At 35.5% G+C, this 19754-nt stretch carries 18 protein-coding genes and 1 other annotated feature; of the genes, 14 read left to right on the forward strand and 4 right to left on the reverse strand.

Annotated elements, in window-relative coordinates:
- Positions 1-7: 7 nt before the first annotated feature.
- The 3 genes from rplT to V1503_RS14680 all read left to right on the forward strand — a co-directional run bounded on the left by rplT (position 8) and on the right by V1503_RS14680 (position 1578).
- Positions 8-367, forward strand: a complete 360-nt coding sequence (gene rplT, locus V1503_RS14670) for a 50S ribosomal protein L20 (protein ID WP_214481584.1) — start codon at positions 8-10, stop codon at positions 365-367.
- Positions 368-598: 231 nt separating this feature from the next.
- Positions 599-871 carry a DUF1294 domain-containing protein gene (locus V1503_RS14675; protein WP_214481583.1) on the forward strand — a complete coding sequence of 91 codons (273 nt, stop codon included), beginning with the start codon at positions 599-601 and terminating at the stop codon, positions 869-871.
- Between the two features lie 137 nt (positions 872-1008).
- Positions 1009-1578, forward strand: coding sequence for a TVP38/TMEM64 family protein (locus V1503_RS14680; RefSeq protein ID WP_214481582.1), 570 nt, complete (start codon positions 1009-1011; stop codon positions 1576-1578).
- 217 nt (positions 1579-1795) lie between these two features.
- Here the strand turns inward: V1503_RS14680 and V1503_RS14685 are convergent, their stop codons facing one another.
- Positions 1796-2176, reverse strand: a complete 381-nt coding sequence (locus V1503_RS14685) for a sigma-w pathway protein ysdB (RefSeq protein WP_214481581.1) — start codon at positions 2174-2176, stop codon at positions 1796-1798.
- A gap of 143 nt (positions 2177-2319) precedes the next feature.
- On the opposite strand from V1503_RS14685, the gene V1503_RS14690 reads away from it, so the two are divergent.
- Positions 2320-3408: a M42 family metallopeptidase gene (locus tag V1503_RS14690; RefSeq protein ID WP_410627874.1), complete on the forward strand. Its 1089-nt coding sequence runs from the start codon at positions 2320-2322 to the stop codon at positions 3406-3408.
- A 340-nt stretch (positions 3409-3748) separates the two neighbouring features.
- On the opposite strand, the gene V1503_RS14695 is transcribed toward V1503_RS14690, so the two are convergent.
- Positions 3749-4297 carry a PadR family transcriptional regulator gene (locus V1503_RS14695; RefSeq protein ID WP_214481579.1) on the reverse strand — a complete coding sequence of 183 codons (549 nt, stop codon included), beginning with the start codon at positions 4295-4297 and terminating at the stop codon, positions 3749-3751.
- 187 nt (positions 4298-4484) lie between these two features.
- Here V1503_RS14695 and V1503_RS14700 point away from each other — a divergent pair, with 187 nt between their 5' ends.
- The gene (locus V1503_RS14700; RefSeq protein ID WP_410627877.1) at positions 4485-6002 is read left to right on the forward strand and encodes a phytoene desaturase family protein; all 1518 of its coding nucleotides are present in this window, start codon (positions 4485-4487) and stop codon (positions 6000-6002) included.
- A gap of 81 nt (positions 6003-6083) precedes the next feature.
- Here the strand turns inward: V1503_RS14700 and sspI are convergent, their stop codons facing one another.
- Positions 6084-6293: a small acid-soluble spore protein SspI gene (sspI, locus tag V1503_RS14705; RefSeq protein ID WP_214481577.1), complete on the reverse strand. Its 210-nt coding sequence runs from the start codon at positions 6291-6293 to the stop codon at positions 6084-6086.
- Positions 6294-6580: 287 nt separating this feature from the next.
- Between sspI and V1503_RS14710 the strand changes: the two genes are divergently transcribed.
- The 4 genes from V1503_RS14710 to V1503_RS14725 all read left to right on the forward strand — a co-directional run bounded on the left by V1503_RS14710 (position 6581) and on the right by V1503_RS14725 (position 12198).
- Positions 6581-7336 carry a TrmH family RNA methyltransferase gene (locus tag V1503_RS14710; protein WP_410627879.1) on the forward strand — a complete coding sequence of 252 codons (756 nt, stop codon included), beginning with the start codon at positions 6581-6583 and terminating at the stop codon, positions 7334-7336.
- 111 nt (positions 7337-7447) lie between these two features.
- Positions 7448-7693 (forward strand) — a binding site (T-box leader).
- A 247-nt stretch (positions 7694-7940) separates the two neighbouring features.
- Entirely contained in the window at positions 7941-8975 is a 1035-nt protein-coding gene (gene pheS, locus V1503_RS14715; RefSeq protein ID WP_320207690.1) for a phenylalanine--tRNA ligase subunit alpha, read from the forward strand.
- Between the two features lie 15 nt (positions 8976-8990).
- Positions 8991-11405: a phenylalanine--tRNA ligase subunit beta gene (gene pheT / locus V1503_RS14720; protein ID WP_410627882.1), complete on the forward strand. Its 2415-nt coding sequence runs from the start codon at positions 8991-8993 to the stop codon at positions 11403-11405.
- A gap of 175 nt (positions 11406-11580) precedes the next feature.
- Positions 11581-12198, forward strand: coding sequence for a C1q-like domain-containing protein (locus V1503_RS14725; RefSeq protein WP_410627884.1), 618 nt, complete (start codon positions 11581-11583; stop codon positions 12196-12198).
- A 177-nt stretch (positions 12199-12375) separates the two neighbouring features.
- Here the strand turns inward: V1503_RS14725 and rnhC are convergent, their stop codons facing one another.
- Positions 12376-13326 (reverse strand): ribonuclease HIII, encoded by a 951-nt coding sequence (rnhC, locus tag V1503_RS14730; RefSeq protein ID WP_410627886.1) that lies wholly within the window; start codon positions 13324-13326, stop codon positions 12376-12378.
- Between the two features lie 390 nt (positions 13327-13716).
- On the opposite strand from rnhC, the gene zapA reads away from it, so the two are divergent.
- The 5 genes from zapA to V1503_RS14755 all read left to right on the forward strand — a co-directional run bounded on the left by zapA (position 13717) and on the right by V1503_RS14755 (position 19633).
- Positions 13717-13977, forward strand: a complete 261-nt coding sequence (gene zapA, locus V1503_RS14735; RefSeq protein ID WP_214481569.1) for a cell division protein ZapA — start codon at positions 13717-13719, stop codon at positions 13975-13977.
- A 7-nt stretch (positions 13978-13984) separates the two neighbouring features.
- Positions 13985-14527 carry a CvpA family protein gene (locus V1503_RS14740; RefSeq protein ID WP_214481568.1) on the forward strand — a complete coding sequence of 181 codons (543 nt, stop codon included), beginning with the start codon at positions 13985-13987 and terminating at the stop codon, positions 14525-14527.
- A gap of 568 nt (positions 14528-15095) precedes the next feature.
- Positions 15096-16811 carry a DNA polymerase/3'-5' exonuclease PolX gene (gene polX, locus V1503_RS14745; RefSeq protein ID WP_410629443.1) on the forward strand — a complete coding sequence of 572 codons (1716 nt, stop codon included), beginning with the start codon at positions 15096-15098 and terminating at the stop codon, positions 16809-16811.
- A gap of 45 nt (positions 16812-16856) precedes the next feature.
- The gene (locus V1503_RS14750; protein WP_410627889.1) at positions 16857-19214 is read left to right on the forward strand and encodes an endonuclease MutS2; all 2358 of its coding nucleotides are present in this window, start codon (positions 16857-16859) and stop codon (positions 19212-19214) included.
- 11 nt (positions 19215-19225) lie between these two features.
- Positions 19226-19633, forward strand: coding sequence for a DUF350 domain-containing protein (locus V1503_RS14755; RefSeq protein WP_214481566.1), 408 nt, complete (start codon positions 19226-19228; stop codon positions 19631-19633).
- Positions 19634-19754 lie beyond the last annotated feature (121 nt).

Here is a 19754-nt window from a genome sequence, read left to right on the forward strand (position 1 = left end):
AACTACTATGCCAAGAGTAAAAGGCGGTACAGTGACGCGTCAACGTCGTAAAAAAGTAATAAAATTAGCTAAGGGATATTACGGTTCTAAACATACATTATATAAAGTTGCTAATCAACAAGTAATGAAATCATTAATGTATGCATACCGTGATCGTCGTCAGAAAAAACGTGACTTCCGTAAGCTATGGATCACTCGTATTAACGCAGCAGCACGTATGAATGGTCTTTCATATAGCCGCATGATGAACGGTTTGAAAATTGCTGGTATTGAAGTAAACCGTAAAATGCTAGCTGATCTTGCTATTCATGATGAAAAAGCATTTGCTGAGTTAGCTACAGTTGCAAAAAACAGCTTAAATAAATAATGATAAAAAAGGTCATTCTCAACGTTGAGAATGGCCTTTTTATGAGATAAGAAAGTTTATATTTTTCAAAGTTTTAAATGCTGTATGTCGGTAAATCTAGTGGTTAGGAAAAACCATATTAAAGTGAAAAGTGTTGGTAGGTGGAGTCTGGATGACATTGACATACAGGATGTGGGTGTTCTTAGGTTGATTTGGAGGCACTTGGTAGTTTGTAGGAGGGAGGGAGAATGAATGAAAGAGGTATTTTTACTTTTATATGTAATATTAAATTTAGTTGGATATGTTGTCATGTATATTGATAAAAGGAAAGCAAAACAGCAAAAGTGGAGAATTTCAGAGAAGTCACTTTGGTATACCGCGCTAGTTGGAGGAGCGTTCGGTTTATGGATAGGAATGTACCGACATAGACATAAAACAAAACATAAAATGTTTACTATTGGACTCCCTATAGTAGCAACCGCCCACTTATTAATTTTTGCATCAATATTGGTTGTTTTGTCATAATTGCTACTTGCGAAGTATATCATGAAATAGCACTGCTATTGTCGTTCACATTATAAATGCCTTTAGAATCAAAACCAAAGATAAATATCCTCTCTTGCACTTAATAGTTGTGCAGCATAGATCGATGGGGTGAGCTTGTGAATGAAGCTATGACAATGTTATTTGTTATTACTGATTCTAGTGGTTACATGGCACCGATCATTTTTATTTTTTTTCATTTGGTTCGACAATTTATTTTTATTCCAGTACCGATTGTATGTATAGCAGGTGGAGTGTTGTTTGGAGCTGTTTTAGGAACGGTATATTCAATCATTGGTTTATCAATGGCGGGTATTATGTTTTTTATTTTATTTCAATATATTCCTAAAGTATTTCAAAAAATGCTATCTTTAAAAAAGAAATGGTTAGGAGATCATGTGAATTTTACAATTGCTCAAATATCAATTTTGCGCTTAATTCCTTTTATCCACTATCATTTGTTATCGTTGTGTATAGTAGAAATATCCAAAAACTTCAAAGACTATTTAAAGTTCTCTGTAATGGCAAATATTCCAGTAGCCTTATTTTACACAGTATTTGGCCAGTTTATGAAACAGTTTTCTCCAACGCTAATTATTACAATTTTGCTATCATTGACTTTATTATTTTACCTTTTAAGGGAAAAGCAAGTGATCATTAAGTGGGGAGATTTTTTTTCAGAAAAATAAAAATAAAGGTAACTTCTGCGTTCAGTTACCTTTATTTTTGAGTGACTATGCCGCTTAGCTCTCCAGCAAGTTTCACTTCAGTGTACAAAAAATTTCAAATGGTACGATTTCTACTGCATGGATCAAGAGTTCCGTTATTGTTTTTGTATGGATGTGTTTGCACAACTAGCTCTCCTGATCTAACTGTTTAATCTAGAAACAATAGCAACATCAAAGTTTAATTTAAAAATTCTTTAATAGGACTTTTCCAATCGATTTTTGCATTTGGATAGTGTGTTTTTAAGTGCTGTTCAATAATTAAAAAATCGTCACGATTGAGTCCTTGTAATGTTGAAACATCTTTTGCCCACACAAACATTGATACTACCTCAAACGCTTTATCGGTTGTCCCTAAATACTTCTCACCTTCAAAAAGAACCCCTTGGTACGTTAACAGAAAGTTTTTATGAACGTTATTTGGATTATCTAATAAGAAATATTTTTTTTGCTCGTGTGCCAGTTCAAGTTTTCTTTTAGGATTTAAAATGTATTTGACCATTCTATATATAATAAAAATAAGAAGCACAATGATAGCAAGACGAATGAATAATACAAACATGTTCAACACCCTCACAAAATATAGTTTGCTATCTTTACGAATGAAATTTAAAAAGGTTTCAAATATATTTTAATTTGTTATAATTTTTTTATTAAATAGTACAGAATATTTTTATGTGGTTAATGTAGTATAGGAGGATATATATGACGAAGCAATTAGATGAAACGTTAATGATGCTAAAAGATTTAACAGATGCAAAAGGAATTTCTGGAAATGAGCGAGAAGTACGTGAAGTAATGGAGAAATACATATCCCCAGTTGCCGATGAAGTGATGATAGATGGTTTAGGAAGCTTAGTTGCGAGAAAAACGGGTATGGAAAAAGGGCCAAGAATCATGCTAGCAGCACACTTAGATGAAGTAGGCTTTATCGTAACACAAATTGATAAAAATGGTTTTATTCGTTTTCAAACAATTGGTGGTTGGTGGTCTCAGGTTATGCTCGCACAACGAGTGACTATCGTAACTAAATTAGGTGAGATAACAGGTATAATAGGTTCAAAACCTCCTCATCTTCTTCCTTTACAAGCGCGGAAGAAGCCAGCCGATATTAAAAACATGTATATTGATGTCGGTGCTTCAAGTAAGGAAGAAGCAGCTGCATGGGGGATTAGTCCTGGTGATCAAATTGTTCCTCATACAGAATTTACAGTGATGAAAAATGAAAAAATGCTACTTGCTAAAGCGTGGGATAACAGAGTTGGGTGTGCCGTAGCGATCGAAGTAATGAAAAGATTGGACATTGAGAATCATCCTAACGTCTTCTACGGGGTTGGGACAGCTCAAGAAGAAATAGGTTTACGTGGTGCGAAAACGTCTGCGCATATGATTCAACCTGATATCGCAATAAGTGTTGATGTAGGAATTGCTGGTGATACGCCAGGTGTTAATGAAAGTGAAGCTGTAGGAAAAATGGGAGAAGGCCCTCAAGTAATATTGTATGATGCATCAATGATAGCCCACAAGGGCTTACGAGATTTCGTAACAAATATTGCTGAAGCGCATAATATTCCTTATCAATTTGATCTAATTACAGGTGGCACAACTGATTCGGGTGCAATTCATTTAACTGGTAAAGGAGTTCCTACACTTACAATAACAATCCCTACTCGGTATATTCACACAAATGCTGCTTTGCTTCATCGTGATGATTATGAAAACACTATTAAGCTAGTTGTAGAAGTTATTAAACAGTTAGATGAAAGTAATGTCCAAAAAATTACTTTTAATTAACAATTGTTCACACACTTTTCTATAGTAAGTTGTTGTTCATATTTTCAACGTAGCTTATCATTTGAAAAGTAACTGATCTTAGTACAACTTAAGCGTCCAATAGTAACAAAGCTTACAAAAAGATGTAAGCTTTGTTACTTATTTTTTATACAGCTGTTTTCGTATTGATTGTTGTTTTTCGTTGTAGGGTATAAGCACGTATACACCTAATGTTCGCGGCATCTTTTACCACTTTTTATAGCACTTGATAACATTAGCAACAATGTTTACGAAAAGAGCCTTAAATAATAGTGAAATATTGAAGAATCAGGTGGTAAAATATCTTCATCTTATTTAAAGGTTATTTATTGGATAATATGTCCATACTATCCTCGCACCATTGTATTGTTGCTTTTACGATTGATTGTCCATGTGATAAAGTAAGCATCCAATAATCAAAGTGAGGATCGTCCTTTTTTCTAGATATTAAGAATTGCTCAGTAGTATTTAAAGTTTGTAATATATCTTCCATTTTTTGTCGGTATTGAATTATCTGTTCAATATTTTGTTCTACAGTTAGATATTGGCCATAAAAAACCTTTAGTAATAATTCATTTTTATGGATAGGAATTTTTTCAATCGGTTTTTCCAGCCAATTTATGAACTCTTGTCTCCCTTGCTCAGTAATCGTATAAACTTTTCGATCGGGCTTTCCTTCTACTTTTTCAATATGTACAACTGCAAGTTCCTGATCTACTAGCTTCTTAAGGGTTGGATAGATTTGTCCATAACTTTCCTGCCAAAAATGCTTGATACTACTCTCAATGGTCCTTTTTATTTCATACCCAGTTAAAGGTGAATACATTAACAAGCCTAAAAGTGTGTACATCGTCTTATTCTCTCTTGACATACAATTACCTCAATTCAAATACGATTATATATATCTAAAAGTTATATATCTAAATGATATATAAAGTTTGTTAAAATGTCAAACTAAAGTTAAATATACCATTTATTTTCTATCTTGACATCTTTTGTAGCTATTTATAGAATTATATCTATAAGATATATATCTTTTTGATAAAGGGGGAAGGAAAATGTCTAGTTATGATGTATTAGTTATTGGGTCAGGAATTGGTGGACTTTGTTCTGCAGCGAGGTTATCAAAGCTTGGATACAAGGTAGCAGTTTTTGATCATCATGTTCGTCCAGGTGGTTATGCAACTAATTTTCCACGAAAAGGGCGATATGAATTTGACGTATCTTTACACGGTATTGCAAGTTTGGAAGAAGGTCAGATTTGTTATGACATCTTTTCAAAATGTGGGATGATGGATCGAATCACTCCTATAAAAAAAGAACATCCATATACTGTTGTATGGGACGGGAAGAGGATTGATATCCCACAAGACCCTGATGAATATTTAACTTATTTGCATAAAATGTTCCCACATGAAAAAGAAGGTATATCGAATTTATTTAAGGACTTAATTTCTTTCAGTAAAGAGATGAAGTTTTTGACCGATGCAACTATACCTAAGGATGAAAAGAAACAAACAATATTTATGCATGCACAGTTATTTATTAAATGGTCACAAATGTCTACTGAAGAAGTATTGAAAGAGTATGTAACAGATGAGGAGTTTATTGCAATTTTCACGTTGCTATGGCCTTACTACGGTCTGCCACCTAAAACTCTTTCTGCTCATTACTTTTTTGTACCGTGGATAGGCTATCATCTGGACGGCACTTACTATGTAAAAGGTGGTGCACAAGCAATCGCAGATGCCTTAGTCGATGTTATCCATGAAAATGGTGGAGATGTATTTTTACGTCAAGAAGTAACGGAAATTATTGTGTCGGAGCAAAAAGCGACAGGGTTAAAAACAAAAAAAGGTGATGTATTTGAAGGGAAATGGATTATTTCAAATGCGAGTCCACAAATGACATTCGCCAATTTATTAGGTGATCAGTTCAAAGGTAGTTCTTATGTTCAGGATTTAGAGAAATTAGAAATCGGCCCTTCAGTAACTCAACTATATATTGGGTTAAAAGATGATCCAGCAAAATATAATTTAGTTGATGAGGATATTGTGTTTGTGAAGGAAAAGGACCCTAGTAAAGATTACAATTACTTACAGGAAGGGCAATATACACAAGCTAATTTTGGTATAACTAATTATTACAAATTAGATCCTGAATTAAGTCCAAATGGAAAACCAATCATTGCGCTAGCCTTTATTGACTTTATTACTAATTGGCCTGAAGACAAGGAAAAATACGCGCAGAAGAAAGAAGAAGTAACAAATTATTTATTAACACAATTAGAAGAGAATTATCCAGGTATCACTAGCAGTATAGAAGTATTGGAGTTAGGTACGCCAAGAACGATGCAAAGATATACAAAGAATCCTGCAGGTGCGGTATATGGATTTTCCCAAACTGTTGATCAATCTGGATTAAATAGGTTAAGTAGACAAACACCTATTGAAAACCTGTCGTTAGTAGGGGCATGGACACGCCCTGGGGGTGGTTATCAAGGTGCTGCATTATCAGGAGTAAGTGAAGCGGATAAAATTCATGGTTGCTTACAACAATTAGTTGAATCAAGTTAATCATTAACATTGCTTTAGCACAGCGTAGGGGAGACCCTTTCTCTCCCCTATATGTTCAAAATTTCTTTCATTTGCTGTTTATCATTGTTTCAATCCATCTTCAAGTGTTTGCAACATTTCATGTTTTTCCTCTTCAGTTGCATTCTCCCAAATTACTTCAAATAAAACGCCTAGCCCAGGTAACATTTTTTCTTCTCCACGTTGAATGGCATCAACAATTGTATTTTCTAATTCTTGTTGTGAATTTCCAGATACGTTTGTAAGGATTGCTTGACGCAAGTTTAAGTTCATATTTATCATCCTCTTCATTGTGTAATGTAATATAGCGATAGTTTTTGTGTATTTCACTGTTATTATGTATAATAGGTAAAGTTTAAATATGGCTCTTTTCGTAAATTTTATTGCTATGGTCCCCATATTAGTTCCAAAAAAAGTGGTTTTACATGTTAGTTATCGTTGTATGGAAGAAAAGATGCCATGAATACTAGTTGTGTACGTGTTTATTTCTTAATACGAAAAACAATAATTAATGCAAAAACAGCCTTAAATATTGAGCAAAATAAAAGGAGTTTACTTAGTTGAGACGAATTGAATCCTCTAAAAATCCAAAAGTGAAGCAATGGAAAAAGCTTCATACAAGAAAAGAACGAGAAAAAACAGGACTTTTTCTCGTTGAAGGTTTTCATATGGTGGAAGAAGCACTACATACAAATGGTACGGTGAATGAGCTAATTATAAATGAAAAAACTGAAATACCATCAAAGTGGGATATAACGAATATAGATGTTACATACGTCAATGATGAAATAATAGCAGTTATAAGTGAAACTGAAGCACCTCAAGGTATATTTGCAGTTTGTAACAAATTAACATTGGACACTAGTTTAGATAATAAAAATAAATATTTACTTATTGATGCTGTACAGGATCCAGGAAATGTTGGAACGATCATCCGAACTGCAGAAGCGGTTGGCATTGATGCGATTGTTTTAGGAAATGGGACTGTTGATGTATATAATCCAAAGGTACTTAGGGCAACTCAAGGAGCGGTCTTTCATGTACCAGTTGTAAAAGGAAGCCTTGTCGATTGGGTGAGACTATTGAAAGAAAAGAATGTATCTATCTTTGGTACATCTTTACAAAATGGTGTCGATTATCGAGAGATTACCCCCCGATCCAAATTTGCTTTATTAGTTGGAAACGAAGGTAATGGGGTAAATGAAGAACTGCTAAAAAGTACGACATCCAACATTTATATACCTATATATGGAAAAAGTGAATCATTAAATGTTGCCGTTGCAACGGGGATTGTACTTTATCATTTTCAACAATAAGGTTGCATAAGCAATTATTTTTAAATATAATAAAGCAATAGTTATTTTGTATAAATCAAAATAGTGTAAATGAGTGTTCTGTTTCAGCACTTTGAACAACCTCTATAAATATTAAAAACTTTGACAGAGAAGAGTAGCTTATCGATCGCCATGTAGGGAGAAAATGCCGATGACTGAAAGCATTTTTATGGTAGAAATAAGTGAATTCACCTCTTGAGTTGGCACTTAGACCATTTTGGCGTTGGCTAAAATGTAAAGGTGTACCGGGCCTAGTTCCGTTATCTAAATGAAGTGAACAGCTTTCAAGACTTCGTAGCTGTTAACAAGGGTGGTACCGCGATATACCTCGTCCCTTCTTTTAGGGACGGGGTTTTATTATGCTTTCAAAGTTTGTTAAGAATTGTCTAGCTCCATTACTTGTAGGGGAGTGATTGAAGACAACAATTCACAGTTACTTAACAGTTGTTATTGAATGTCATATGTTTTCTGAGATATGTAGCTGTATTTATATGCTCGAAATCATGGCTATTTCATGGGAGATCGCGCTATAATCCAGCGTTTGTTAAAAAGCATGAAGCTTGTTAATTAAAAGGAGGTATAAAACATGCAAGAACGATTAAAGGAGCTTCAACAAGAAGCAATTGAAAAAGTTAACTTAGTAGAAGATTTAAAGCAGTTAAATGATATTCGTGTCCAATATTTAGGAAAGAAAGGCCCTATTACAGAAGTATTAAGAGGTATGGGTAAGCTATCCGCTGAGGAAAGACCTAAAATGGGGGCTTTAGCGAACGAGGTAAGAGAAGCTATTCAAACTGCATTAGAAGAAAAGAAAACGAAACTAGAAAAACAAGCAGTCGAAGAGCAATTAGCATCCGAAACAATTGATGTCACGCTGCCAGGTAGGCCGATTGCTGCTGGGAATCCACATCCTTTAACGGTCGTTATTGAAGAAATTGAAGATTTGTTCCTTGGTATGGGTTATACGATAGCAGAGGGGCCAGAGGTTGAGCAAGATTACTATAATTTTGAAGCATTAAATCTACCTAAAGGACACCCTGCCCGTGATATGCAGGATTCCTTCTTTATATTAAACGATATTTTACTTCGGACACATACTTCACCAGTGCAAGTAAGAACGATGGAAAAACATCAAGGTAAAGGGCCTGTGAAAATCATTTGTCCAGGGAGAGTGTATCGACGAGATACCGACGATGCAACACACTCGCATCAATTTATGCAAATAGAAGGACTTGTAGTTGATGAAAATATTAGCTTAAGCGATTTAAAAGGTACGTTAGAAGTATTCGCAAAGAAAATGTTTGGTGATGAAAGGGAAATTCGTCTTCGTCCTAGCTTTTTCCCGTTTACAGAACCATCGGTTGAAGTTGATATTTCATGTATGAAATGTAGTGGTAAAGGTTGTAACATTTGTAAAGGTACAGGCTGGATTGAAGTACTAGGGTCAGGGATGGTGCATCCAAACGTGCTTGAAATGGCGGGTTTTGACTCGAAAAAATATTCAGGCTTTGCCTTTGGAATGGGTCCAGATCGAATAGCGATGTTGAAATACGGAATTGATGACATACGTCACTTATATACAAATGATCTTCGTTTCTTAAAACAATTTAACCGAGCTTAATGAGGAGGGATAAACATGTTAGTCTCATATAAATGGTTACAGCAATATGTCGATGCATCTGCTGTAACTCCTGAAGAACTTGCAGAAAAATTTAATCGTACTGGTATTGAAGTAGAAGTAGTAGAATCTTTAAATAAGGGCATAAAAAATGTTGTTGTTGGTCATGTGTTGTCAAAGGAGCAGCATCCAAATGCTGATAAACTAAGCGTATGTAGCGTTGATATCGGTGATAGTGAACCTGTTCAAATTATTTGTGGTGCGGCAAATGTCGCTGCAGGACAAAAGGTAGCCGTTGCAAAAGTAGGTGCGGTATTACCTGGAAACTTCAAAATTAAAAAAGCGAAGTTAAGAGGCGAGGAATCCCATGGGATGATTTGTTCACTTCAAGAGCTAGGAATTGAAGCGAAGGTCATTCAAAAAGATTATGCAACAGGTATCTTTGTTTTTCCTAACGATGTTGAAGTTGGTAGTGACGCACTCGAACAGCTTAACTTAGATGATCATGTGTTGGAGTTGGAGTTAACAGCGAATCGATCTGATTGTTTAAATATGTTAGGTGTGGCGTATGAAGTAGGTGCAATGTTGGGGAAAGAGGTTGAACTTCCTCGTTTTCAACTACAGGAAAGCAATGACATGGCTTCAGATTTAGTTTCAGTGAATATTGAAGATCATGACGCTAATCCACTATATATTGCTAAGGTAATAAAAAATGTCAAAGTAGGTCCATCACCTTTGTGGTTACAAACTCGCCTTATGGCAGCGGGTATTAGACCGATCAATAATGTAGTTGATATTACGAATTATGTCCTACTTGAATATGGTCAACCATTACATGCGTTTGATTATGACCGTTTTGGATCAAAAGAGGTACTTGTGCGTCGTGCTAAACCTGGAGAGGAGCTTACTACGCTAGATGATGTAAAACGCTCATTAACAGAAGATGACCTTGTCATTACAAATGGAAATGAGCCTGTAGCGCTTGCTGGGGTTATGGGTGGAGCTGATTCTGAGGTCCGTGAAGATACTACAACGATTTTATTGGAAGCTGCTTACTTTAACAGTGGTGTCGTACGAAGTAGTTCTAAAAGCCATGGATTAAGGAGCGATTCAAGTGCGCGTTTTGAAAAAGGTATAGATCCGAAACGAACGCAAGAAGCGGCAAATCGAGCAGCATATTTAATGATGGAATATGCTGGAGGAGAAATCGCTGGTGATGAGGCCATCAGTGATACACTACAATTACAACCTGTTGTCGTGTCGGTGTCTGTCCAACAAATCAATCGTTTACTCGGGACGTCAATTTCGAATGAAGAAGTTGGTAGCATTTTTCATAATCTCCAGTTCTCATATACTGTAGATAATGATGTTTTTGTTGTCACTGTTCCAACAAGAAGAAACGATATTTCAATTCCAGAAGATTTAGTTGAAGAAGTAGGGAGATTATACGGTTATGATAATGTCAAATCGACTCTCCCTATCGGTGAAGCTAGACCAGGTATATTGACTCCTTATCAAGCGAAACGTCGTAAAGTACGTCGTTATCTTGAAGGAGCAGGCTTATATCAAGTAGTGAATTACTCATTAACGAGTGAGGAAAAAGTGAAACAGTTTGCATTAGAAGAGGCAGAGCCAGTGCGTTTAGCCATGCCGATGAGTGAAGAGCGCAGCATGCTACGTTTAAGTTTAATACCTCATTTACTTGATGTAGTAAAACATAATAGTGCTCGACAAATTGAAGATATTGCAATTTATGAAACAGCATCAGTATTTGTATCATCTGATAAAGATGCACTGCCAAATGAAAAGGAACATGTTGCTGGAGCATTGACTGGCCTTTGGTCATCCCACTTATGGCAAGGTGAGAAGAAAGCAGTAGATTTCTATGTCGCAAAAGGTGTTTTAGATGGCTTATTTAGCCACTTGGGTTTGGAGGAGCGCATTCAATACAAACAAATAAAACAAGATCTTCTTCATCCAGGTCGAACTGCACAAATCTTACTAGATGGAGACGTATTAGGTATCATTGGTCAACTTCATCCAATCACTCAAAATGAACTTGATTTACAAGAGACTTACGTATTTGAATTGTCATTAGAAAAGCTACTTCAAGCTGAAGTTTCGGAACTTAAATATAATCTCATTCCGCGCTTTCCTTCAATTACTAGAGATATAGCACTCGTTGTCAATAGTGAAGTAGCAGTTGGTGATTTAAAGAAAACAATTATAGAAGCGGGTGGAGATCTGTTAAAGAATGTTTCGATCTTTGATTTATACGAAGGTGAGCATATGGAGCAAGGCAAAAAATCAGTAGCCTTCTCTTTACGCTATTTAGATCCAGAACGTACGCTTACTGATGAAGAGGTAACCTCTGTCCATGAAAATGTTTTAAAGGCTGTCGAAAATCAGTTCGATGCAAAATTAAGAGGTTAGTTTTGAACTATCATACTAACCGTGTTAATAAACATTAACAAAAGGTGTCTCGAGTTATATCGGGACACTTTTTTTATGTTAAGGCCTTTATTGTAAAAAAATGTATATGAATCCAAACACATATAAAGGTTTTTCATATATATGATTACAACTATGCAAGATGAGAGGTGAGAGAATGGAAAGTGAAAATTGTAAGTGTAAAGTGGTTCCACAACTACCATCTGGCCCACAAGGACCACCAGGTCCACCTGGATTAAGAGGGCTACAAGGAGCACGAGGACCGCAAGGACTACAAGGAACACAAGGAGCTACTGGTCCACCTGGATTAGATGGTGTTCAAGGCCCACAAGGAGCTACTGGTCCACCAGGCCCAGTACCGATGCTTAGTTTTAGAGCAGAAACTGGTGGTCAGGATATTCCAGATCCTTCAACCGCTTTAAAAGTAACATTCCCAAATGAAGATTTTGAATTTGGTGGAAACAATTATGATACTAGTACTTCCATATTTACTGCACCTTCGGATGGTGTTTATCATTTTAGTACATCGATACAAATTGAGACTTCGGATGGTGATGCCCAAACTACAATTAATTTAGTACAAAATAGCTTAACTAACATATCATGTCAATCAATTGAGGGACCGGGATGTTGTACCACAGATACGTTAATTCAATTGCAAAGCTTAGATACAATATGCGTTACAATAGATTATGATAGCCAACAGAGTGCGAATGGAAGTATTCCAATTAATAGAGTATCATGCCTCACTGGACATATGGTTCATACAACATAATGAACTTCAAAGGAAGTCATGAATATGAAAAAGTGTCTCGGATCAATACGAGACACTTTTTTATATGCATGCTCTTCTTCTAGTTAGTTCATAATTTTGTACATACATAAGGGAAGAAAGGCGCTATGGTGTTTGTGCAATAGCATTATATAATGGTTATCCTATCACTGTTTATCTTTATACTAATTTCTTCGCCTTCTCGGTATTTGCGAAATGGTATTTAGTAAATTGTTTTAGCTTTTGAATACCGAACTTTGAAATTACTTTCGCAGCTGCTTTGTCAACATGGGCGCCAGCTCCTTTTGGTAGCTCCATCCCACATTCTTTACTCAATTTAGTCATTTCTTTCAAAAATGCGTATCGTGCAATTATTGACGCAGCAGCTACAGCCATATGGATACCTTCAGCTTTCGTACTGAAATAAACATGGTCTTTAACGATTGTTCGCTCTTTTTGTAAATGTTTATAATAAGTCGACGGTTCAGCGAATTGATCAATTAATATTCCGTCATGCTTCGCTGGTTCAATTTTCTTTAATACGTGTTGAATAGCACGGTTATGTAGAATAGCTTTCATTTTTCCTTGGGTCATACCGCTAGTTTGTAGGTCATTATATTTTTCATTATGTAAAATAAGTAAACTATATGGAATGATTGATATGATGTCTTTTGCAATAGAACAAATCTTTTCATCTGTTAAGCCTTTCGAATCTTTCACTCCTAATTCCTTCAATAACGGAATGTGTTTTGTTTCAACGAAGGTAGCGACTACAGTAATAGGTCCGAAATAGTCGCCAGTCCCTACTTCATCAGAGCCGATAATTGAAAGAGTTGAAATATTATCTGGCGGGGAATACTTTGTTTTCGCAGCTCCTTGTGTGGAACTCTTGTTAATCTTGTTACTAGAAGTTGAAGAGCTGTTTTGTTGTGACTCCCAAAGCTGTGCTTCCTGGCTTCCTTCTTTGCCTTGAAATAATACTTTTCCTGAACGATATGCAGTTATAGTAAACGTTGGTCCCTTAGCTATAAAAATAGCTCCTGGTGGTAAAGCACCACCACTAATATTTTCATAGTGTTTTTTCATTTTATTGATGGTAGCTTTATCAACTGTAATAACAGAATTAGCCAACTATAAACAACCCCTTCACAGATTCATTTTATGAAGTAATGCTCTTTTCCTAAATTTCGTTACTATTGATGTTAAAAACGAATAGCTAGATTATATATGATAGGTATAGTGTTTCAAGAATAAAGGTGTTATGGGTGTTGTATTCGTATATGTCATAGAATACGAAAATACAATGAGGATGAAAGCTGCCAAAAGGAAGCTAATAGCATCAACTATCATACACTAGAGGCAAATTCAGAGATTTATATAAATATAGTACCCCATGATCTTTATACCCTCATTATACCTTCATTATACTCTGTATTCATTTCTATTATGGAATTCTTTCCACAACTACTTTTTTCATGGTATGATAAAGATTAGGATTTTGATGAAATGGGGGACAACAAGTTGTCAGAGAAATCTAAAACGAGAACAACTGTTGATATATATGGTCAGCAATATTCAATTGTAGGCTCAGAGAATACTAGTCATGTGCTAAAAGTAGCTTCAATAGTAGATGAAAAGATGAGAGAGATAGGTCGGAAAAACCCTTATTTAGACGTTCATAAATTAGCGGTGTTAACCGCTGTTAACGTAGTTCATGATTACGTAAAGCTGACCGAAAAATATGAAAAACTAGAACAACAAGTAAATAAAGAAAAGGATTGAATTTTAAATGCTTGATCTTATTTTAATAATTATTCTTATTGCAGGATTTTTAATAGGCTTAAAGAGAGGGTTCGTGCTTCAAATTATTCACTTCTTTGGGTTGATTGTTGCATTTGTTTTAGCATCAATCTATTATGACACTCTAGCACCCAAATTAATTCTTTGGATCCCATATCCAACAATTGGTGAAGGAAGCGCATTAAATTCTTTATTTGAAAATATGAACCTTGAGGATGCATATTATAGAGCGATCGCTTTTGTAATCATATTTATAATGGTCAAGATCATTATGCAGATCCTTGGATCGATGCTAGACTTTGTTGCTCATTTACCAATCTTAAAACAAATCAATGGATGGGCAGGAGCTATTCTAGGTTTCTTAGAAGTTTACATCATCTTATTTGTTGTGCTTTATATTGTAGCATTGTTACCAATAGACTTTATTCAAATGCCTATACAAGATTCATTTGTGGCTAATATGATGATAAAACACACCCCGATTTTTTCATCAATGATAAAAGATCTTTGGTTTGAGTATGTTGCGGGATAAATTAGGAGTGAGATCCGTCTTTAGAGGATAGTTCATCGACCAGTTGTTTTTGGTGTGAATTACCCTCTTTTTGTTTTCACACTAAATAATAAACCCTTAGATATGTAACGTTCGTGGCATCTTTTGCATGAAGTCAGTTGATCACGGTTTTAATTTTGTCATAAGCAATAAATTTTACGACAATAGCCTTTGCTAGTTCGTAGTTGTACATTTTTTGAAAAAAACTGTATTATTTTTATAGAAAAGTAAGGCTTTTCACGATATACGCTCTTATGGTATGTTCAATTTTGGATACACCTTCTTATTGGCTCATCAGGAGCAATTTACGCCATTATTTCTAAGTGGCTGTTTTTACATGAAATGTTATTTTGTACACAAAAGAATAAACACGAATACGACTAGGTTTCGTGGCAGGTTGTTATAAAACAATGATTTTTGAGTAAAAACCTTCTAGTTAGGAGCTATAGCAAAAAAGTTAATAAAAAGAGCCTTTTGATAAGATAAAGTAATGATAGCCATGACACTTTTCTTATAGTTAGAAATAATTAAAGGAGTGGTATCGTTGGAGATGAATAAAAAAGAAATTATTAAGCTACTCGAAACAATTGCAATATATATGGAACTAAAAGGAGAAAACCCTTTTAAAATATCAGCATTTCGTAAAGCAGCAACAGCGTTAGAAAACGACGATCGAAGCCTTTCTTCAATTAATATCTTTACTGATATACCAGGAATAGGTAAAGGTACATCTGCGGTGATTTCGGAGTTTATTGAAAGTGGAGAGTCCTCTTTATTAACAGAATTGAAAAAAGAAGTACCAACGGGTCTTATTCCATTATTGAAATTACCTGGGGTAGGCGGCAAAAAAATTGCAAAGCTCTATAAAGAATTAGCGGTTGTTGACGCTGCTTCATTAAAGGAGGCTTGTATTGCAAATAAGGTACAAGCATTAGCAGGATTCGGGAAGAAAACAGAGGAAAAGATCCTTGCTGCTATTGAAGATATGGGCTCTCGTCCCGAAAGGTTACCCATTGCATTCATGCTTCCGATAGCTAATGAAATTGAACAGGCATTAGCATCCATGGACGGCGTGATACAATATTCAAGAGCTGGCAGTTTAAGAAGAATGAAAGAAACAATAAAAGATTTAGACTTTATTATTGCTACAAATGAGCGTGATAAAGTTAGAAAACAACTTATTGAGCTTAAACATATGACCACTATCATTTCAAATGGAGACACAAAGGTTTCGGTTCAATTACAATATGATTATGAAGTTTCCGTCGATTTTCGCTTGGTTGCACCTCTTGAATTTGCGACGACACTACACCATTTCACTGGTTCTAAAGACCACAATGTTCGAATGCGTCAATTAGCAAAAGAACGTGGTGAAAAAATTAGTGAATATGGTGTCGAAAATATAAATACAGGAGAAACGACGACCTTTTCTTCAGAAGAAGATTTCTATTCTTATTTTGACTTGAATTATATTCCACCTGAACTTCGTGAAGATGGTAGTGAAGTAACTACATCCTTTCATTCAAAAGACTTAATTTCCTTAGAAGATATTCAAGGTGATCTACATATGCATTCGACTTGGAGCGATGGTGCGTATTCAATAGAAGAGATGGCTGAAGTGTGTAGGGATAAGGGATATAAATATATGGCCATTACGGATCATTCACAGTTCTTACGAGTAGCTAATGGCTTAACAGTTGAACGCTTAAAGGCTCAAAGAGAGGAAATTAGAAGGTTAAATAAAAAATATGATGATTTTGTCATATTCGCTGGTGTAGAAATGGACATATTACCAGATGGTACATTAGATTATGATGATTCAGTCATGAAGGATATGGATATTGTTATTGCATCCATTCACTCTAGTTTCTCTCAACCAAAAGAGGTCATCATGGAGAGGTTAACAACAGCATTACGTAATCATCATGTTGATATAATTGCTCACCCTACAGGCAGGTTGATTGGGAGGCGCATTGGGTATGATGTAGATGTTGATATGCTAATTGAACTCGCAAAGGAGACTAATACCGCGTTAGAGTTGAATGCAAACCCAAACCGTTTAGACCTTTCATCAGATCACCTTCGAAAAGCGCAACAGGCAGGATTGAAGATTGTCATAAATACGGATGCTCATAATATTGAAATGCTTGAGGATATGTCGATCGGTGTATCAACTGCAATGAAGGGTTGGGTAAAAAGCGCAAATGTGATTAATACATGGGACGTAGAAAGTGTTCGGGCTTTTTTACATCGACATGAGAAATAATACTAACATATATTTGACCTCTCCAAGCATAAGGAGGAAAACATCATGCTAGAACGAGTTTTAAAAACATTAGAATTTAACAAAATAAAAGATTTATTGGTTACTCATGTTGCTTCTTCATTAGGGAAAGCAAAGGTAGATACGTTAATGCCAGCTACAAAATTTGAAGAAGTAGTTAAATTACAAGAGCAAACAGATGAGGCTGTCAAAATACTTCGATTAAAAGGGAATGTTCCTTTAGGGGGTATTTTTGATATTCGATCAAACGTGAAAAGAGCAAAGATCAACAGTACGTTACATCCTGAAGAACTATTGGATATTGCAAATACAATATATGCGGGAAGGCAAATTCAAAAATTTACGAGTGATATGATTGAAGATGATCATGACATCCCATATTTTCACGAGTTAAGTTCTGAACTAATTCCATTTAGAGAATTGGAAGACTCAATTAAGCAATGTATAAATGATTATGGAGAGATTTATGATCATGCTAGTTCTAAGCTGCGAACAATAAGACAGCAGTTAAGAACGAGTGAAGCCCGCATTCGTGAAAAATTAGAAAGTATTATTAGGTCGAGCTCAGCTCAAAAAAAGCTATCAGATGTTATTATTACAATTAGAAATGATCGCTTTGTTATCCCAGTAAAACAAGAATATCGGAGTTCTTACGGTGGTATCGTTCATGATCAATCTTCATCTGGTGCAACATTGTTTATTGAGCCGCAAGTTGTCGTTGAACTAAATAACCTTTTACATGAGGCAAAAATAAAAGAGAAGCAAGAAATTGAGAAAATACTGCATGAATTAACGGTAAATGTAGCAGAAGAAGCTGATGGGTTACTACATAATATTGATATACTAGCTGAAATTGACTTTATGTTTACAAAGGCAAAATATGCTCGCAGTATCAAAGCATCAAAGCCAGTGATGAACAATGATCGTTATATTAGATTGGTTAAAGCAAAGCATCCATTAATTGATCCTGATGAGGTGGTACCTAACGATATAGAGCTAGGAAAAGATTATTCTACGATCTTAATAACTGGACCAAATACTGGGGGGAAAACAGTTGCGCTAAAAACGATTGGTTTATGTACGTTAATGGCACAGTCTGGGCTGCAAATCCCTGCTGAAGATGGTTCTGAAATGTCTGTTTTCTCCTCGATTTATGCAGATATAGGTGATGAACAATCTATAGAACAAAGTTTAAGTACTTTTTCGTCGCATATGGTAAATATTGTAGACATTTTACAGCAATTTAATAGTGAAAGCCTTGTGCTGTTTGATGAGTTAGGAGCGGGAACAGATCCACAGGAAGGTGCGGCATTAGCTATTTCTATATTGGACGAAGTCTACCAAAAAGGAGCAAGGGTGGTAGCTACGACACACTATCCAGAGCTTAAAGCATATGGATATAATAGAGATGGAGTAATTAATGCTAGTGTGGAATTTGATGTAGAGACGTTGAGTCCTACATATCGTTTGCTTATTGGAGTTCCTGGGAGAAGTAATGCTTTTGACATATCAAGACGTTTAGGCTTAGACGAACAGGTCATATATCGAGCTAAAAAGCAAATTAGTACTGAAAGTAATACTGTGGAGAATATGATTGCTTCCTTGGAAGATAGTAAAAAGCATGCGGAAGAGAAGCTAGAGGAAGCTGAGCGACTTAGGAAAGAAGCAAAGGATCTTCATAAGAAGCTTGAAGATCAACTGACTGAGCTTGCTAGTCAAAAAGATGTGATATTCGAACAAGCAGAACAAAAAGCTCGTGAAACTGTTAATATTGCAAAACAAGAAGCAGAATCGATTATTGGGGATTTACGTAAAATCCAAAAGGAACAATATGTACAGGTGAAAGAGCACGAGCTTATTGATGCAAAGAAACGACTTGAAGCTGCAGCTCCAAAGCTTAATAAAAGCAAGAATAATATCATTCGCAAAAAGAATGAACAAAGCCTCCAACCTGGTGACGAAGTGAAAGTAATTAGCCTTGATCAAAAAGGTCATTTACTAGAAAAGGCTTCATCGAAAGAGTGGCTAGTGCAACTAGGAATTATGAAAATGAAAGTGAAAGAATCAGATCTTCAATATGCTAGTCGCCCAAAACCGATAGAAACGAAGCCTCTTGTAGCAATCAAAGGAAAAGAGTACCATGTCAGCCTTGAATTAGATTTACGAGGTGAAAGATTTGAAAATGCGATACTTCGTGTAGAGAAGTATCTTGACGATGCAATACTTGCTGGATACCCACGTGTTTCTATCATACATGGAAAAGGAACTGGCGCTCTAAGAAAAGGAGTTCAGGACCTTTTAAAAAATCACAGAGCTGTTAAAAAAGTTCGTTATGGTGAGGCGAGTGAAGGTGGTTCAGGAATTTCTATTGTAGAATTGAAATAGGGGGAGCGAAAATGAGCTCATTTTGGGAAAATGAACTTGTGCAAACAGCAGCATATTACAGTGTTGTTGTGCTTTCAATTATTATATTTTTATCGATTTTTGAGATTGTAACAAAGTATAAAAATTGGGAACAAATAAAGAAAGGAAACATTGCTGTTGCCATGGCTACCGGAGGTAAGATTTTCGGTTTAGCGAATATTTTTCGATTTTCCATCGGTCATCATGATTCTTTATTAACGATGATGGGGTGGGGACTTTTTGGTTTTATATTACTCCTCAGTGGCTACTTTATTTACGAGTTTTTAACACCAATGTTTAAAATTGATGAAGAAATTGAGAGTGATAATAGGGCTGTCGGTTTTATTTCAATGATTATTTCAGTAGGATTATCCTATGTGATTGGAGCAGGGATAGGTTAGGAGAGATTAGTAAGAATGGAAACTTTAGCAAAAGTTCTACTTGTATTATGTGGAATCTTTGTATTAATAGGCATCATATATATGCTTTTCTTTACGGGGTAAGAAAAAGGATAGCTAGTCT

It is taken from the genome of Nanhaiella sioensis (assembly GCF_046557775.1).
GTDB classification, from domain to species: Bacteria; Bacillota; Bacilli; order Bacillales; family SM2101; genus Nanhaiella; species Nanhaiella sioensis.

What these genes read in the sequence shown, in the direction of transcription:
- rplT (WP_214481584.1), top strand. Translation starts at nt 8, where the DNA reads ATGCCAAGAGTAAAAGGCGGTACAGTGACGCGTCAACGTCGTAAAAAA.
- V1503_RS14675 (WP_214481583.1), top strand. Translation starts at nt 599, where the DNA reads ATGAAAGAGGTATTTTTACTTTTATATGTAATATTAAATTTAGTTGGA.
- V1503_RS14685 (WP_214481581.1), bottom strand. Translation starts at nt 2,176, where the DNA reads ATGTTTGTATTATTCATTCGTCTTGCTATCATTGTGCTTCTTATTTTT.
- V1503_RS14690 (WP_410627874.1), top strand. Translation starts at nt 2,320, where the DNA reads ATGACGAAGCAATTAGATGAAACGTTAATGATGCTAAAAGATTTAACA.
- V1503_RS14695 (WP_214481579.1), bottom strand. Translation starts at nt 4,297, where the DNA reads ATGTCAAGAGAGAATAAGACGATGTACACACTTTTAGGCTTGTTAATG.
- V1503_RS14700 (WP_410627877.1), top strand. Translation starts at nt 4,485, where the DNA reads ATGTCTAGTTATGATGTATTAGTTATTGGGTCAGGAATTGGTGGACTT.
- sspI (WP_214481577.1), bottom strand. Translation starts at nt 6,293, where the DNA reads ATGAACTTAAACTTGCGTCAAGCAATCCTTACAAACGTATCTGGAAAT.
- pheS (WP_320207690.1), top strand. Translation starts at nt 7,941, where the DNA reads ATGCAAGAACGATTAAAGGAGCTTCAACAAGAAGCAATTGAAAAAGTT.
- pheT (WP_410627882.1), top strand. Translation starts at nt 8,991, where the DNA reads ATGTTAGTCTCATATAAATGGTTACAGCAATATGTCGATGCATCTGCT.
- V1503_RS14725 (WP_410627884.1), top strand. Translation starts at nt 11,581, where the DNA reads ATGGAAAGTGAAAATTGTAAGTGTAAAGTGGTTCCACAACTACCATCT.
- V1503_RS14740 (WP_214481568.1), top strand. Translation starts at nt 13,985, where the DNA reads ATGCTTGATCTTATTTTAATAATTATTCTTATTGCAGGATTTTTAATA.
- polX (WP_410629443.1), top strand. Translation starts at nt 15,096, where the DNA reads ATGAATAAAAAAGAAATTATTAAGCTACTCGAAACAATTGCAATATAT.
- V1503_RS14750 (WP_410627889.1), top strand. Translation starts at nt 16,857, where the DNA reads ATGCTAGAACGAGTTTTAAAAACATTAGAATTTAACAAAATAAAAGAT.
- V1503_RS14755 (WP_214481566.1), top strand. Translation starts at nt 19,226, where the DNA reads ATGAGCTCATTTTGGGAAAATGAACTTGTGCAAACAGCAGCATATTAC.